This window comes from Streptomyces orinoci, from assembly GCF_003121295.1.
Lineage (GTDB): Bacteria > Actinomycetota > Actinomycetes > Streptomycetales > Streptomycetaceae > Streptomyces > Streptomyces orinoci.
Window position 1 is genome coordinate 49,756 of the sequence record NZ_PHNC01000017.1, and the last position, 15,374, is coordinate 65,129.

Annotated in this window: 15 protein-coding genes, 1 pseudogene and 1 riboswitch; of the genes and pseudogenes, 14 read left to right on the plus strand and 2 right to left on the minus strand. The window is 68.0% G+C overall.

The window, feature by feature from the left end; translation table 11 throughout:
* The first annotated feature begins 614 nt into the window (after positions 1-614).
* From CV755_RS12915 to CV755_RS12950, 7 genes and pseudogenes are all read left to right on the plus strand, one after another.
* Positions 615-1,103: a GNAT family N-acetyltransferase gene (locus CV755_RS12915; protein WP_161968680.1), complete on the plus strand. Its 489-nt coding sequence runs from the start codon at positions 615-617 to the stop codon at positions 1,101-1,103.
* Between the two features lie 523 nt (positions 1,104-1,626).
* Positions 1,627-1,830, plus strand: coding sequence for a cold-shock protein (locus CV755_RS12920; protein ID WP_006136369.1), 204 nt, complete (start codon positions 1,627-1,629; stop codon positions 1,828-1,830).
* A gap of 257 nt (positions 1,831-2,087) precedes the next feature.
* Positions 2,088-2,309, plus strand: a complete 222-nt coding sequence (locus CV755_RS12925) for a CBS domain-containing protein (RefSeq protein WP_109280361.1) — start codon at positions 2,088-2,090, stop codon at positions 2,307-2,309.
* Positions 2,310-2,363: 54 nt separating this feature from the next.
* Positions 2,364-2,684: an SCO5918 family protein gene (locus CV755_RS12930; RefSeq protein WP_109280362.1), complete on the plus strand. Its 321-nt coding sequence runs from the start codon at positions 2,364-2,366 to the stop codon at positions 2,682-2,684.
* A gap of 1,470 nt (positions 2,685-4,154) precedes the next feature.
* On the plus strand, positions 4,155-4,493 hold the full coding sequence (locus CV755_RS12935; protein ID WP_109280363.1) for a helix-turn-helix domain-containing protein: 339 nt from the start codon (positions 4,155-4,157) through the stop codon (positions 4,491-4,493).
* 157 nt (positions 4,494-4,650) lie between these two features.
* The gene (locus tag CV755_RS12940; protein ID WP_422070544.1) at positions 4,651-4,863 is read left to right on the plus strand and encodes a cold-shock protein; all 213 of its coding nucleotides are present in this window, start codon (positions 4,651-4,653) and stop codon (positions 4,861-4,863) included.
* 284 nt (positions 4,864-5,147) lie between these two features.
* Positions 5,148-5,462, plus strand: a pseudogene (locus CV755_RS12950) (transposase); the annotation flags it as partial.
* Positions 5,463-5,821: 359 nt separating this feature from the next.
* Here CV755_RS12950 and CV755_RS37355 read toward each other — a convergent pair.
* On the minus strand, positions 5,822-6,097 hold the full coding sequence (locus CV755_RS37355; protein WP_109280365.1) for a helix-turn-helix domain-containing protein: 276 nt from the start codon (positions 6,095-6,097) through the stop codon (positions 5,822-5,824).
* A gap of 1,076 nt (positions 6,098-7,173) precedes the next feature.
* Between CV755_RS37355 and nicT the strand changes: the two genes are divergently transcribed.
* The 6 genes from nicT to CV755_RS12985 all read left to right on the plus strand — a co-directional run bounded on the left by nicT (position 7,174) and on the right by CV755_RS12985 (position 14,365).
* Positions 7,174-8,313 (plus strand): Nickel transporter NicT, encoded by a 1,140-nt coding sequence (nicT, locus tag CV755_RS12960; protein WP_109280366.1) that lies wholly within the window; start codon positions 7,174-7,176, stop codon positions 8,311-8,313.
* A gap of 219 nt (positions 8,314-8,532) precedes the next feature.
* A riboswitch (cobalamin riboswitch) is annotated at positions 8,533-8,706 on the plus strand.
* A gap of 225 nt (positions 8,707-8,931) precedes the next feature.
* The gene (locus CV755_RS12965; protein WP_109280367.1) at positions 8,932-10,455 is read left to right on the plus strand and encodes a CoA-acylating methylmalonate-semialdehyde dehydrogenase; all 1,524 of its coding nucleotides are present in this window, start codon (positions 8,932-8,934) and stop codon (positions 10,453-10,455) included.
* A gap of 7 nt (positions 10,456-10,462) precedes the next feature.
* Positions 10,463-11,611, plus strand: coding sequence for an acyl-CoA dehydrogenase family protein (locus CV755_RS12970; protein ID WP_109280368.1), 1,149 nt, complete (start codon positions 10,463-10,465; stop codon positions 11,609-11,611).
* Entirely contained in the window at positions 11,608-12,684 is a 1,077-nt protein-coding gene (locus CV755_RS12975; protein WP_109280369.1) for an enoyl-CoA hydratase/isomerase family protein, read from the plus strand. The genes CV755_RS12970 and CV755_RS12975 overlap by 4 nt, the downstream gene beginning before the upstream one ends.
* Positions 12,681-13,577, plus strand: coding sequence for a 3-hydroxyisobutyrate dehydrogenase (mmsB, locus tag CV755_RS12980; protein WP_109280370.1), 897 nt, complete (start codon positions 12,681-12,683; stop codon positions 13,575-13,577). The genes CV755_RS12975 and mmsB overlap by 4 nt, the downstream gene beginning before the upstream one ends.
* Positions 13,574-14,365, plus strand: a complete 792-nt coding sequence (locus tag CV755_RS12985) for an enoyl-CoA hydratase (protein WP_109280371.1) — start codon at positions 13,574-13,576, stop codon at positions 14,363-14,365. Before mmsB ends, CV755_RS12985 begins: the two co-directional genes overlap by 4 nt.
* Here the strand turns inward: CV755_RS12985 and CV755_RS12990 are convergent.
* Positions 14,328-14,786 carry a hypothetical protein gene (locus tag CV755_RS12990; protein ID WP_241561177.1) on the minus strand — a complete coding sequence of 153 codons (459 nt, stop codon included), beginning with the start codon at positions 14,784-14,786 and terminating at the stop codon, positions 14,328-14,330. The genes CV755_RS12985 and CV755_RS12990 overlap by 38 nt on opposite strands.
* Before the next feature lie 350 nt (positions 14,787-15,136).
* On the opposite strand from CV755_RS12990, the gene CV755_RS12995 reads away from it, so the two are divergent.
* Positions 15,137-15,352: a CbtB domain-containing protein gene (locus CV755_RS12995; protein ID WP_193553400.1), complete on the plus strand. Its 216-nt coding sequence runs from the start codon at positions 15,137-15,139 to the stop codon at positions 15,350-15,352.
* Positions 15,353-15,374 lie beyond the last annotated feature (22 nt).

The window sequence follows — 15,374 nt, forward strand, 5'->3', positions numbered from 1 at the left end:
AGGCCGGGAAAGGCCAGATGGTTCCGGTGTGGTGTTCCTAGCGGGTGGTGAGGGACGGTAGCCGGTCGGTCGGCCACGCGATGGTGCGCTCGGTCACCCAACGGCGTCGGCCGAGGCTTTTGCTGAAGCCGATGCCCTTGCGGGCGATCCGCACGCGGATGTGCTTGCCCCACAGCCATCTCGCAGGTGAGGGACGTCGCAGGTCTTGTCCGCAGCCCCGGCAGGGGATTCGTGTCCCATGTGGAAATGGGACAGCACCGGCTTCACCCTGTCCGTGGGTGTCCAGGCCAGTCCACGATGACCGCGTCATGCCAGGTCGGGGCATACGGTCCGGGAGTTAATGCAGTCAGTGACAGGCGTGTGACAGCGGAGTTCGACGAGAAGCCCCCAAGGCGCGGCCTGGCGAGGCTTCCGAGTGGGTGGTGTCTCGCCTGGTGTCGGATCCTCCGCAGCGGTTCGGGCGTCCAGGTGCTGCTGGCGGGCGATCTGTTCCGGCGGCAGTGACGTGGTCGGCCGGGGCCTGGGCGAGCGGTACCCGGGAGCGGCGCGGGAACGTCTGCCCTAGCAGCAGACCCGCCGCACGAAGGCACTCTCCGGTGCGAAATACTCTCCCGATGACCTCACGCACGTCCCCGGCCAACCGGCCGGTCACCATACGGAGGGCCGTCGCGCGGGATGCCAAACGGCTCACGCGGCTCGTGCGTGGCTCAGGCGCCTACGAGGGCAAGTACGCAGCCGCAGTCGCAGGCTACCGAGTCGGCCCTGATTACATCGAGGCCCACCGCGCCTTCGTAGCCGTCGGCGCCGACGAACACGCAGGCCGGGTCCTCGGGTTCTACTCGCTCGTCCTCGCTCCACCGGAGCTCGACCTGCTGTTCGTCGCCGACGAAGCACAAGGACGGGGCATCGGACGACTGCTCGTCGCGCACATGCAGTCCGAGGCCCGTGCCGCCGGGATCGACCGCGTCAAGGTCGTGTCGCATTCTCCCGCCGAGGACTTCTACCGCCGCGCCGGTGCAGTGCGGACCGGGACCGCGCTCGCGAACCCGCCCGCCGTGCCGTGGGACCGCCCCGAATTCGAGTTCCACATTCCTTTGGAATGACGCGGTGTGCCGGTTCGCAGGGCACCCTTCGCCCGCATGGCGCGCTCCGTGTGTGCCGTCGTCTCTGCCCTGGTGGGGGACCGCCTGCGTCGGCGGCCTCTCCCCGCATCGCAAGCGAGGTGAGGGTGCTGCTGGACGCCTTTTGAAGGCGTCTTACGGACAGCCGCGTACGTCGTCGCCCCCTGGCGGTCAGGGTTGCATTTTGCGAGACCGCTCTTCCTGAAACGCAGCACTCCGAGTGGGGCAATATCTGTACTTGCGAAGTGAGGCTTTGGCGGACCGTGTGGTGAGAGTTTTTGCCGCACTGAGTGGAGCAGAATTGCGTAATGTGCACGGGCCGTTCCGGTGTGCTAGCGTCGATCTCGGTTGCAGTTGTGGTTCCCGAAACTTCAAGTGCTCCACCGGGTTCTGTCGGTCGGAGGCGCTTCTGTATTTCCGGTCATTTCCGGACGGGGTAATCATTGCGGCGACACGGCGTTCGCGCAGTGCGGATCCCGATGTACTGCCCCGAAGGAGATATGACATGGCTACTGGTACCGTGAAGTGGTTCAACGCCGAAAAGGGCTTCGGCTTCATCGAGCAGGACGGTGGCGGCGCCGACGTGTTCGCCCACTACTCGAACATTGCCGCGCAGGGCTTCCGTGAGCTCCTCGAAGGCCAGAAGGTGACCTTCGACATCGCGCAGGGCCAGAAGGGCCCGACGGCCGAGAACATCGTTCCGGCCTGACGCTGACGCACACTTTGCAGCTGGGGCCCGCATCCTTCGGGGTGCGGGCCCCAGCTGCACGCATCTCCCGCAGTGATTTCAACTGCGGGTGCCTCGGGGGAATTGGCAGTCTCGTCACGCGCGGCTCCTCCTTCGGTGATGTAGGAGCGTGCTGAAGAGCTGCGCCGCAGCCGACGCCCGGATCTCCAGGTCCCCCTTGCGTCACTCATTTCAGTACCCGTGCCCCGGATATTTCCGACCCCGTGCAAAGGACGGCAATGGAGGTCATGGACGCGGCCGGACCGCAGGTCTGTGACGATATGAGCATCGAGGTGGCGCTGGCCGTCATGGCCGCCGCACGCACGGGCCGACTGGTCGTCTGCGACCAGGACGACCAGCGCATCGGCCTGGTGACCGGAACCGACCTCACCGCCGTCCGCGACAGCGGCGCTCACACGGACCGCGCCAGCGCCCCGGGCATCCTCGCCCCCTTCCACTGAAACGCCTTGCCCTGGTCGGACCGTTCTTCCCTTCTCCTCTCCCTGTGAGGCCACATGCGCTGCGTCATCGCCCGCTTCCCCTTCGAGCTCACCAAGGGCGGAGTGCTGGCGTCGATGAAGGGCATCAAGCCCGAACCGGTCACCGGAGAATCGGTGATCATCGGCCGCCGCCGCTACCCCGTCAAGCAAGTCGGTCAAGTCATCACCCGCCAGGACCGCCGTGACTTCAGCGCCGCAGAAGTTCTCCGGGCCATGACTCAGCTCGGCTTCACCTGCCGCGCCGCCCTCCCCGAGGCCGCGCCTGTGGGCATCCCCGGCTCGCTGCAGCACGCCTCCGCGATGCTCGGCACCCCCGGTGACGGTCCGATCGGGTAAACAGGCACGTGCCGACATTTGACCAGCAGTGTGTGCGTCGGCGACGGCCGTTGCGGAACGGACGGCTGTGGCGCCGGCCATCACCGTGATCATCAGGGTCGCCCTGGTCCTTGGTTTGTCCATGCCCTGCGCGTGCCTGCCCAACCCCTGTGCCCGCCCCTCCACCCGCCAACCCCGCAGGGCCACAGTGCTTGCCTGAAGGGGACTGAGAACCGCAGTCGCGCATGGCGGCACCTGCTGCCGTGAGTCCGTGTCCCGGCAGCCATGGTCTGGCTCGAGTCGGGGACGTGCCGGTTCGCGCAAGCGGCCCCTCCGCGGCGATACCACCGGCCGGGCGAGCGCGGGAGAGTGACCCGGGACGAGGAAGCAGATCCTCGCCAAGGCGCTGAGGCGGCAGCAGGGGCATCGACCCGCGGATCGCGGCACCCGCGTGCACACTTCCACGAGCTGCTCGATCATCCCGGGATCGTCGAGGGCGGCGCAGACCCTCGTGCCGCGCCCGTCAACCGCCGGCCTGCGGAGCGTCACGGCTGGGAGCGTCCGTCCCGGTCGGTGGTGTCCTTCACGAGACGCGGTGTTGGCCGGTGCCCGCCGACGGTAGTCGCGGCACGGTCGGCGACGTCACGCTCAGCCCGACGTGCTGCGCGGCGGTGGGTCACTGTGAGTGCCGGACTGGGCCTCGGAGCTGCATGAACCGCCCATGGACCGGTCGAGGCGGATTACCTTGTCTTCGAGCGTGCGGAAAACTATGCCAGCCGGAGTAGAAATTTGGTGGCGGTGTGGTTATGCTTTCTCTCGTAGCAGAGATCGAGTGAGGCCCGGCAGAAATGAACGGCCGGGCAGCAGCACCGTAGTTGCAGTTCGCAGGGCGGTGCGGTGGTGGAGTTCCGAAGCCAGAGCGGTTGCAGGACGGCGACGGGACTGACGACCGGACCGGGTGGCCCGCAGTGATCAGGGGCCGCCATGAGCAGTGCCGCAGTGGCAGTACCCGTAAGTGCAAGTTCGCAGTACCCAGCAGTGAAGTCAGCGAGCGGTACCTCGGTGAATGGCGTCGGCTGCGGGCGCGCGCACCGGGAGGTTCGGCAGTGGGGTTCCAAGCCGGAGCAGATGCAGGACAGGCGACGGGGCTGGCTGCCGAAGGTGGCGCTGTTCGAGGCCGCCAGCAGTTTGCAGTACCAGCAGTCCGTGGTTTTCGTCAGTGAGTATTTGATCAAGAGAAAGGACGGAGGAGCCGAGCGCCATCAGGATCGCCCGGGTGGAAGTCCAGGACCCGGGTACCGCAGGACATCGATAGTGAGGTGGTCTCCGGTCAAGCAACCGCGATCCCCGCGCCCCCGACAGCGTCTCGGTCGGGTCTGCGGAAACAGGGGGCCGGTCCAGTGTCAGGGCCGGCAGATGGTGTAGTAGTTCCTTCGGGGCCCTGGTGCCAGACGGCGCAGGGCCCCTCGACGCGTTCCACAGAGAGGTGCAATGACAGCAGATGACACGTTCGGCCGTCTCGACGACGACGATTACCCCGCCTACACCATGGGCCGGGCGGCCGAGATGCTCGGTACCACCCCCGCCTTCCTCCGCGCCCTCGGCGAAGCCCGCCTGATCACCCCCCTGCGTTCCGAAGGCGGCCACCGCCGCTACTCCCGCTACCAGCTGCGCATCGCCGCCCGCGCCCGGGAACTCGTCGATCGGGGCACCCCCATCGAGGCCGCCTGCCGGATCGTCATCCTCGAAGACCAGCTCGAGGAAGCCCAGCGCATCAACGCCGAGTATCGCCGCGCCGCCGAATCAGCGAACCCAACGGCAGCAGAATGAGATGAGCGTGCCCGTCAGCGCCGGCGGGCATCGCACGCACGGTCTCGGTGTGCAAAGTGATCTTTTCCTATGGTGACGCGGCGTGTGGGCGTGTAGCGTCTGCGTCAGCTGTCGTGGTTCGGAATTCCCTCTTGCCCACGCCTCTGGTGTGGGCGTTTTGCTGTGCTGTGCCGCAGGGACCAGGGCGATCACCTCCGTCTGCCAGGGCTTCGGCTTCATCGCCCAGGACGGCGGCGGCCCGGATGTCTTCGCGCACTACTCCGCGATCAACTCCACAGGCTTTCGTGAGCTCCAGGAGGGTCAGGCCGTGACGTTCGACGTCGCCCAGGGCCATAAGGGCCCGCAGGCCGAGAACATCAACCTGGCCTGACCTCGCAGACCTGCCGAGGGATCGTGCACGCCGCGTCCGGTGGCCGCCGCCCGTGCGGGCCCTGCCGCCCACCTGGACGAAGTCGCCTGATCTCGTGCCGGGCCGGCACAAGATCAGGGGCCACGCAGCAATGGCTGCGCGGCCCCTGATGGTCGCCTGGCACGCGAGCCGCATGTCCTGCGCGGCTACCGTGCAGCTGGACTGCGGGTTTTCGCGCCTTCTGTCCTGGGACGTGTTCCCGATGACCGATCAGTCTGACGCTGAAATGACGCTCGTGACGCTCCACGGTGGGGGACAACCCGGAACGCCTGGGCAGTGAGGTGTCCTTCGCCGCGCTGTGCGGGGTCAGCCTGGTCGAGCGTTCCTCGGGCAGTCGGCAGTACCGTCGCCTCAACCGCGGCGGCGACCGGCAGGCCAACGCCGCCTTGCACCGGATTGTGCACACCCGCCTGCGCTTCGACCCGCGCCCCCAGGATTACTACGAACGCCGCATCAAGGAGGGCAAGACCCGGCGCGAATTCGTCCGATGTCTCAAACGCTACGCAGCCCGGGAGGTCTTCCACCTGGTCAGACCCCCACAGTCATGCCCCCCGCCGTAGAGGCAGCCGTGATACGTGAGAGGGTCTGGCGCGTGAGTGAGACACCGGCGAACACCCTGCAATACCGCTCTGACGGGCCAGAAGACGCTCCCGTCCTGGTCTTGGGGCCCGCCCTTGGTACCACATGGCATATGTCGTAGAAACCGTCCAGGGGCGTCCAGTTGGTCCAGGGTGAGCGCGTAAGTCCAGGTCAGGGCCTTGTGACGTGAGAGCTTCCACGGGGTTGGTGACACGTCTGTGACTGCTCGTACCACGTGAGGACTCCCGTCGGCTTGCTCCGACGGGGGCCTGTGTAGACGGGGACCTGATACGAGGACGCCCCGCCGGCTTGTTCCGGCGGGGCGTCCTCGTGTAGTTGGTCAAGACGGATGGGGGCTTACGCTGGAGGCCCCGTTGTACTCCGGCTCCCCGTTCTCGAGTACGCGGAGGAGCGAGGTGGTGGCGACGCGGGCGGTGCGGCCTATCGGCAGCACGCGGCAGGGGAATTCCCCCCGGCGAACAAGGTCGTAGCTCTTCGATCTCGACAAGCCGAACGCCTGGGCGGCAGCCGCGACGCTCGCTGTCCCACTCCAGGTGGCGCGGATGTTCTCGGGACTGAACGGGCCGTGATGCGTTTCGCTGCTCTGGCTGGGCATTCCTGTCAACAGCGCCTTTCGGGTTTGGTTGCTTCCGGGGCAGCGGGGAAGCGGAGAGGTGCGGTGGACTGACAATGGTCCGAGGATCACCGATTTCGGTAACCGGGCATTGACGGATACCCTGCTCCGCTCGGCGTTGGGGGTGAGTTGTAAAGGGCCCAATCGGCTCCAGCATTGCTGGTTGGAGCCGTCGGCGTTGTCTCCACGTGTTTCCGGTTACACATCATGTGGAGTGCGTGGCGATCCTCAAGCGGGTCACGAAGGGTTCCTGACCTGCGGTGTTTTCGGTGCGCATGATGTGTGGTGTGGGCGTTACGGGCGAAATCTTGACGCTGAAATGACGCTCGTGACGCTCATTCGACGCTCTTTCTGATGGCGTGTCAGGCAGCTTGGCGGAGTCGGATCGGGCGTTGAAAGTGGTCCGTGTCTGCACGCCGCTGAAGCTGGGAAGCAGGGCACTTCCTGTCTGATCGGAAGTCGCGGAAGAGGCCAGCCCAACGCCGTAACCTGCTGCGATGGGGCGGTGTACGTCGCTGACCTGCACGAATGACCTTTCGGCTGTTTCACGCTCGTACCCGTTGATGCAGCCGGAAGTCCCAGAAAAGTCCCGGAGGACTCCCACCGCCCGCACGGACGACTGTGCCTTCGTGATCCGCCGCCGGGCGCTCTTGTTCCGTCGCCTTTGCCGACCGCCGGAGCGGTGGGGCGTGCGTATTCCTCCGTGTAGTACGGCGACCGGAGCCGCAATGCTCGGGCGAGGCTGTACGGACGGGTGTCGGCACATAGATGCGCCGCCCCGGCCCCGCCGTCGATGCCGGGTCCCTGTAGGCGCCGCTGCCGCGGAGACGGAGGCGGGTCCGCTGGGACGCACAACGGGCAGAGGTGCGATAGCCGCGTCCAGGTTTGACTGGGACGGGTGAAGTGCTGCCCGGGCCCGAGGGTCAGGCGCGTGGCGGTGGCCGTGCGCCCGCTTCTTGTCTCATGCTCCCGTGAGTTATTGCATAGGTATTGCAGGTGAAATTCGGCCGCACCTACGGTGTGCCGTCCTGGGTACGCCGAAGGAAGGAAACCCTGCAATGATCACAGGTTCTTCCACAGCCGCCGGCATACGGTCCCCGCGCTGGCAGCGCGCGGCAGAGTCCGTATCCCGCCAGGAGTGGCGGCGGCTCGGTGGCATGGCCGTTGTCATCCTGGCCCTCCATGTCATCGGCTGGTTCACCCTGGTCGCCCTGGTGGCCCCGGAGCACTACAGCCTGGGCACCAAAACCTTCGGGATCGGTATCGGGGTGACCGCGTATACACTCGGCCTGCGGCACGCCTTCGACGCCGACCACATCGCGGCGATCGACAACACCACCCGCAAGCTGATGCACTCCGGACAGCGGCCCGTCTCGGTCGGCTTCTGGTTCTCGCTGGGCCACTCCACCGTGGTGTTCGTGCTGGCCTTCCTGCTCTCCCTCGGTGTCAAGGAACTGGCCGGACCGGTGACGGACGACGGCTCCCAGCTGCACGATGTCACGGGCCTGATCGGCACCATCGTCTCCGGCAGCTTCCTGTATGTCATCGCGGCCATCAACGTGGTGATCCTGGCGGGGATCTGGAAGGTTTTCCGGCGCATGCGGGCCGGTCATTTCGACGAGGCGGAGCTGGAGGACCAGCTCAACAACCGCGGCTTTATGAACCGTCTGCTGGCCCGTGTGATGAAGTCGGTCACCAAGCCGGGGCAGATGTTCCCGGTGGGCCTGCTGTTCGGCCTGGGCTTCGACACCGCCACCGAGGTCGCCCTGCTGGTGCTGGCCGGCTCCGGCGCGGCCTCCGGACTGCCCTGGTACGCGATCCTCTGCCTGCCCATCCTCTTCGCGGCGGGCATGTCGCTGCTGGACACCGTCGACGGCACCTTCATGAACTTCGCCTACGGCTGGGCCTTCTCCAAGCCCGTCCGCAAGGTCTACTACAACCTCACCATCACCGCCCTCTCCGTCGCCGTGGCCTTGATCATCGGCACCGTCGAACTCCTCGGCCTGCTCGCCGATCAGCTCGGCCTCCATGGGGCGTTCTGGGACTGGGTGGGTGGCCTTGACCTGAACGTCATCGGGTTCGTCATCGTCGGGCTGTTCGTGGTCACCTGGATCGTCGCCCTGGCGGTCTGGAGGTTCGCCCGCATCGAGGAGAAATGGACCGCACACATCCAGCCCGGTGAGTCGGCCCTCGACTGACGCGGGAACGCACTGCTCGTGACGGACACCGCCACCGGTGTCCGTCACGAGCAGTGGCGCCGCTATGCCGGCTTCGGCCCGGTCGCCTGGCTGGGCAGGGGCATGGGGCGGGCGGTCACCAACGTCGTGTGTGGGCAACGGTTTTCCGGCGCGCCGCAACGTAGTGCCGCCGGAACGCGAGTTGCGGGGGGTGGATTTACTAGGACGTCCAACTATATATTCGAGAGGTAGGCCCGCGGTGCAGGGAAGCCGGTGTGATTCCGGCGCGGTCCCGCCACTGTGACCGGGGAGTACGCCGTCGAGCAGGACGCCACTGACGAGCTGGATGTCGGGAAGGCGGACGGCGCGCGCTGATCCGGGAGCCAGGATACCGGCCGTGGGATGTTCCGTGTTGTCCACGAGGATGGAGCTGACACGCATGGCACCGGTGCGCATCCATGATCCCGGCGGACTCCGCCGACGGCGTCACTCATATCGCGTTCCCGTCCCCGCAGTCTGACGGTCCCCACGCCATACGCGTTCTCGCGCCGCCCGCACGCCCGCGTACGCAACCGCGGTCACGGGTGCCGGTTCGGCGTGCCATCCCGGATCGCCCTCACCTGACGAGAGCAGGTTCGCATGATCCATCCTAAAGTCCCCGCCGAACCAAGTGAGTTGACCCACTTCATCGGCGGTAAGCATATTCCGGGAACCTCGGGGTCCTATGGCGAGGTGTACGACCCAAACAGTGGTGAGGTCCGGGCCCGTGTGCCCCTGGCGGACCGGGCAGAGACCGAGGCGGCCATCGCCGTCGCCGTCGAGGCCCAGCGTGAGTGGGGTGAGTGGAACCCGCAGCGCCGCGCCCGCGTCCTGCTGCGCTTCCTTCAACTCGTCGAGCGGGAAAGGGAAGCGCTGGCCCGGCTGCTTTCGTCCGAGCACGGCAAGACGATCGCCGACGCCCACGGGGACATCCAACGCGGTCTGGAGGTGGTGGAGTTCGCCGCCGGTATCCCGCATCTGCTCAAGGGCGAGTTCACCGACAACGCCGGCACCGGCATTGATGTCCACTCCCTGCGCGCGCCCCTGGGGGTCGTCGCCGGGATCACTCCGTTCAACTTCCCCGCGATGATCCCGCTCTGGCAGGCCGCTCCGGCCCTGGCCTGCGGCAACGCATTCATTCTCAAGCCCTCCGAGCGTGCCCCGTCCGTTCCGCTCCGGCTGGCGGAGCTGTTCCTGGAGGCGGGCCTGCCGGCCGGTGTCCTCAATGTGGTCAACGGCGCGCGGGAATCGGTCGATGCCCTCCTTGAGGACACCCGTGTCGCCGCCCTCGGCTTTGTCGGTTCCACGCCCGTGGCCGCGCATGTGTATGCCACCGCCGCCGCCCATGGCAAGCGCGCGCAGTGTTTCGGCGGTGCCAAGAACCACCTGATCGTGATGCCGGACGCCGACCTCGACCAGGCGGTGGACGCCCTGATCGGCGCCGGCTACGGCTCGGCCGGCGAGCGCTGCATGGCCGTCTCGGTGGCCGTTCCCGTGGGTGAGGCCACCGCCGACGCGCTGGTGGCCCGGCTGAAGGAGCGCATCGGCACCCTGCGGATCGGCCGCAGCGACGACCCGGAGGCCGACTTCGGTCCGCTGGTCGGCCGTGACGCCGTGGACAGGGTCCGGGCGTACATTGACCTCGGTGTCGCTGAGGGCGCCGAACTGGTCGTGGACGGCCGGGACTTCGTCCTCCCCGGTCACGAGAACGGCTTCTTCGCCGGGGCTTCGCTGTTCGACCGGGTCACCCCCGGCATGCGTATCCACCGGGAGGAGATCTTCGGCCCCGTGCTGTCGGTCGTCCGTGCCGCCGACTACGAGGAGGCGCTGCGCCTGCCCAGCGAGCACACCTTCGGCAATGGCGTCGCGATCTTCACCCGGGACGGGGACACCGCCCGCGACTTCACCCGGCGGGTGAACACCGGCATGGTCGGCGTCAATGTGCCCATCCCGGTGCCGGTCGCCTACCACACCTTCGGCGGCTGGAAGCGTTCCGGCTTCGGCGACCTGAATCAGCACGGTCCGGATTCGATCCGCTTCTACACCCGTACCAAGACCGTCACCTCCCGCTGGCCCGCCGGCCTGCGCGAGGGCGCGAGCTTCACGATCCCGACGATGGGGTGAGCGGACGATGACCTCCACCCTGCTCACCGAGGACCAGCAGGCCCTGGTGGAAACCACCCTGGACTTCGCCCAGGACCAGCTGGCCCCGCACGCCCTGGACTGGGACCGGGACAAGCACTTCCCCGTGGATGTCCTGCGCAAGGCCGCCGGGCTCGGCCTCGGTGGCGTCTACGTCCGTGAGGAGTACGGCGGTTCGGGCCTCAGCCGTGCCGATGGTGTCCTGGTCTTCGAGACCCTGGCATCGGGCTGCCCGTCCATCGCCGGATACCTGTCCATCCACAACATGGTCGCCTGGATGATCGACCGCTATGGCGATGCCGCCCAGCGCGAGCGGTGGCTGCCCCGGCTGTGCGCGATGGACGACCTCGCCAGCTACTGCCTGACCGAACCGGGCGCCGGCTCGGACGCGGCGGCCCTCACCACCCGCGCCGTACGGGACGGCGACGGCTATGTGCTGACCGGCGTCAAGCAGTTCATCTCCGGCGCGGGTGCCTCTCAGGTCTATGTGGTGATGGCGCGCACCGGCGGTGACGGTGCCGAGGGTGTTTCCGCGTTCCTCGTCGACAAGGACGACCCCGGTCTCACCTTCGGCCCGAACGAACGGAAGATGGGCTGGAACGCCCAGCCCACCCGCCAGATCGTCCTGGACGCGGTGCGGGTGCCCGCCGACCGGCTGCTCGGCCGCGAGGGCGAGGGCTTCCGGATCGCGATGAACGGCCTGAACGGCGGCCGCCTCGGCATCGCCGCCTGCTCGCTCGGCGGTGCCCGCAGCGCCCTCGACCGGAGCCTGGCCCACCTCGCCGACCGCGAGGCGTTCGGCGCGCGGCTCCTGGATGCCCAGGCGCTGCGGTTCCGGCTCGCCGACATGGCGACCGAGCTGGCCGCCGCCCGCGCCCTGGTCCAGCAGGCAGCCCAGGCCCTGGACCGGGGCGACCCACAGGCGCCGTACCTCTGCGCCATGGCCAAGCGGTTCGCCACCGACACCGGGTATTCGGTCGCCGACCGCGCCCTCCAGTTGCACGGCGGCTATGGCTACCTCAGCGAGTACGGCATCGAGAAGATCGTCCGCGACCTGCGGGTCCACCGGATCCTGGAAGGAACCAACGAGATCATGCGTGTCATCGTGGCCCGTGGTCTGACGGAGGCGTTCGGATGACCGGAAGCGAAGAGGCCGTCCTGTTCCACACCGCCGGACGGGCCGCCCACATCACACTCAACCGGCCCAGGGCCCTCAACGCCCTGAACCATGCGATGGTCCGCCGTATCGACGAGGCGCTCAAGGTCTGGGAGCGTGACCCGGCCGTGGAGACCGTGGTCATCACGGGGGCGGGGGAGCGCGGCCTGTGCGCGGGCGGCGACATCCGGAGCATTCACGATGACGCCCGTGACGGCGACGGTACCGCCTCCGCCGCGTTCTGGCGGGACGAGTACCGCCTCAACGCCCGTATCGCCCGTTATCCCAAGCCATATGTGGCCGTCATGGACGGCATCGTGATGGGCGGCGGGGTCGGCCTCTCCGCGCACGGCAGTGTCCGGATCGTCACCGAACGCTCGCGGATCGCCATGCCGGAGACGGGCATCGGCTTCGTCCCGGACGTCGGGGGCACCTATCTGCTCGGCCTGGCTCCGGGCGAGCTGGGCACTCATCTGGCGCTGACCGGCGAGCCCATCCGCGCCGGTGACGCCCTGTTCTGCGGGCTGGCCGACCACTTCGTACCCGCCGCCGCGCTCCGGGATTTCCTGGACGACCTCGCCGGCGCTTCCGTACGAGAAGCCCTCCACCGTCATGTACAGCCGCCGCCCCGGAGCGAGTTGGCCGACCGACGGGAATGGATCGACTTCTGCTATGCCGCCGGCACGGTGGAGGAGATCGTCGACCGGTTGCTCGGTCATGGCGATCCGGCGGCCAAGGCAGCCGCAGAGACCCTGCTCGCCAAGTCGCCCACCGCGCTGAAGGTCACCCTCGCCGCACTGCGCCGGGCCCGGCCTCTCGGTTCGCTGGAGCGGGTCCTTGACCAGGAGTACCGCGTCTCCTGCGCCGCACTGCGCACCCGCGATCTGGTGGAGGGCATCCGTGCCCAGGTCATCGACAAGGATCGCGATCCGCACTGGTCGCCGGCCACCCTGGCCGAGGTGACCGACGCCGATGTGGACCGCTTCTTCGCCCCGCTCGGCGAGCGTGAACTCGGACTCGCCGGGCCCGACGCCACCACGGAGGTGGCCTGGTGAGCCGTACCGTCGCATTCGTCGGACTCGGGCACATGGGCGCACCCATGGCCGCCGGCCTGGTCAGAGCGGGCTATCACGTGCTCGGCCATGACCTCGTGCCCGCCGCTGTGGACGGCGCCGCGCGGGCGGGCGTTGAGCCCGCGTCCTCCGCGGCCGGTGCTGTCGAGCACGCCGAGGTGGTCATCACCATGCTCCCGGCGGGCCGTCATGTCCTGGACCTCTATGCCACCCTCCTGTCGGCGGCCCGGCCGGGCACTCTCTTCGTGGACTGCTCCACCATCGATGTCGCCGACGCCCGCACCGCCCACCAACGCGCCGTCGCGGCCGGGATGCGGGCACTGGACGCGCCGGTCTCGGGCGGTGTGCTGGGTGCCGAGGCGGCCACGCTCACTTTCATGGCCGGTGGGGGCGAGGCGGAGTTCGCCGAGGCGCGGCCGCTGCTGGAGGCCATGGGCAAGAAGGCCGTCCACTGCGGTGGTCCGGGCGCCGGGCAGGCCGCCAAGATCTGCAACAACATGATCCTCGGTATCTCCATGATCGCCGTCAGCGAGGCGTTCGTCCTCGGCGAGAGCCTTGGGCTGTCCCATCAGGCGCTGTTCGACGTGGCCTCCACGGCGTCCGGGCAGTGCTGGGCACTGAGCGCCAACTGTCCCGTTCCCGGCCCCGTGCCGACCAGCCCCGCCAACCGCGCCTATCGCCCGGGCTTCGCCGCCTCCCTCATGGCAAAGGACCTGGGGCTGGCCGCCAACGCGGCCCGGTCGGGCGGCGTCCGCGCCGAACTCGGTCTCCGCGCCGCCGAGTTGTATGCGGCCTACGCCGAACAAGTGGGCGCCACGGAGGACTTCTCCGGCATCGTACGTACCATCAGGGACCAGAGCGGAGAACAGGTATGAGCACCGAACCGGCCGTCGAGTACGAGACGATCCTCGTCGAGCGCAAGGGCCGCACCGCCCTGCTCACCCTCAACCGCCCCAAGGCCCTCAACGCGCTCAACCTCCAGGTCATGAACGAGGTCGTGGCCGCCACCGAGGCCCTGGACCGGGACCCGGAGTGCGGCTGCATCGTGATCACCGGTTCGGCGAAGGCGTTCGCGGCCGGAGCGGACATCAAGGAGATGCAGCCGCAGGGATACCTGGACATGTATCTCACCGACTGGTTCGCGGCCTGGGACCGGCTGGGGCAACTGCGTACCCCGACCATCGCCGCCGTGGCCGGATACGCCCTCGGTGGCGGCTGTGAACTCGCCATGCTCTGCGACATCCTGCTCGCCGCCGACACCGCCGTCTTCGGCCAGCCGGAGATCAAGCTCGGCGTGATTCCCGGCATCGGCGGTTCCCAGCGGCTGACCCGGGCCGTCGGCAAGGCCAAGGCCATGGAACTGTGCCTGACCGGGCGCACCATGGACGCGATGGAGGCCGAGAGTGCCGGGCTTGTCTCCCGGATCGTCCCCGCGGTTGAACTGCTCGCCGAGGCCCTGGCCGTCGCCGAGGTCGTCGCCGGGATGTCGCTGCCGGTGGCGATGATGGCCAAGGAGGCCGTCGGACGGGCCTTCGAGACCACGCTCTCGGAAGGCGTCCGCTTCGAACGGCGGCTGTTCCACGCGGTGTTCGCGACCGCCGACCAGAAGGAGGGCATGGGCGCCTTCATCGACAAGCGACTGCCGGAATTCCGCCACCGCTGATCCATGAACAGGGGAGCGCCCACCTGGCGCCGGAGGGAGATCCCGCCGGGTGGGCACCCACTGCCTTGTCATCCGGGGCCGGATCCCGGTGGCGGCGCAGGAGTGCCGCTATCGCGCAGCGCAGACAGTCCGCACCGGCGTCCGGCCCGGCTGCCGCACCGCCGTGGGAGGGTGGCGGGCAGGCCGTCGTCAGTGTCCGGAACTGCTCGCAGCGTCCGTTCGGCGGTGTTCTGATCAGCCTCTCCAGGTCCTGAAGGAGTTGTTCGGTCCGCTTCGCCTCATGGGCGAGCGCCCGGACTCGCGCACTCTGTCCGCCGATCTGCCGCCGGGTGGCGAGGAGTTGTTCGTACTCCTCCACGGTGAGGGCGACGGCCTCGCGGCCGCCGAGGGTGATGTGGCGCGGTGTGAGACGTCTGGTCATGGTTCCGCAGGGTCCTGTGTTGTCCGGAAGAAATCGGGTCGCGGTCGTGACCGTCATCAAGGTCATGGGCTGGACGCTGTTTGGACGGTCAGCTCCCAGAGGGAGGCCGGCGCCGCGCGGGGTGATGGCTGTCGAGGACCGCACGTTCTCGGCCACTTGTCTGATTGACGGACCATCTGCTCTGTCCGTACGCTCCGGTTGTAATGACGGTCTAAGGAAGCTGGTGGAATTCCAGCACGGTCGCGCCACTGTGAACAGCCCCTCCCCAGGGTGGGCTGGAGTCAGACCCTTGGCCGTCGCGACGCTCCACTGAACCGAGGGACGCACGATCCCCTGAAGGAGGCTCGACCATGAGCAGCATGTCCGCGCCCGCCGCACTGCCCACCCCGGTTGTCCTGCCGGCCGCGAAGGCTGTGATCTGGCTGGTCGGAACCGCGCTGATCGCGCTGGCCATCTACTACTTCATCGGTGTCGACCAGGGCGCCTACTCCGTCTTCGGCAAGGACATGCACGTCCACGAGTTCGTGCACGACGCCCGCCACTTCCTCGGCTTCCCCTGCCACTGACGAAAGCGCGCACGGACATCCG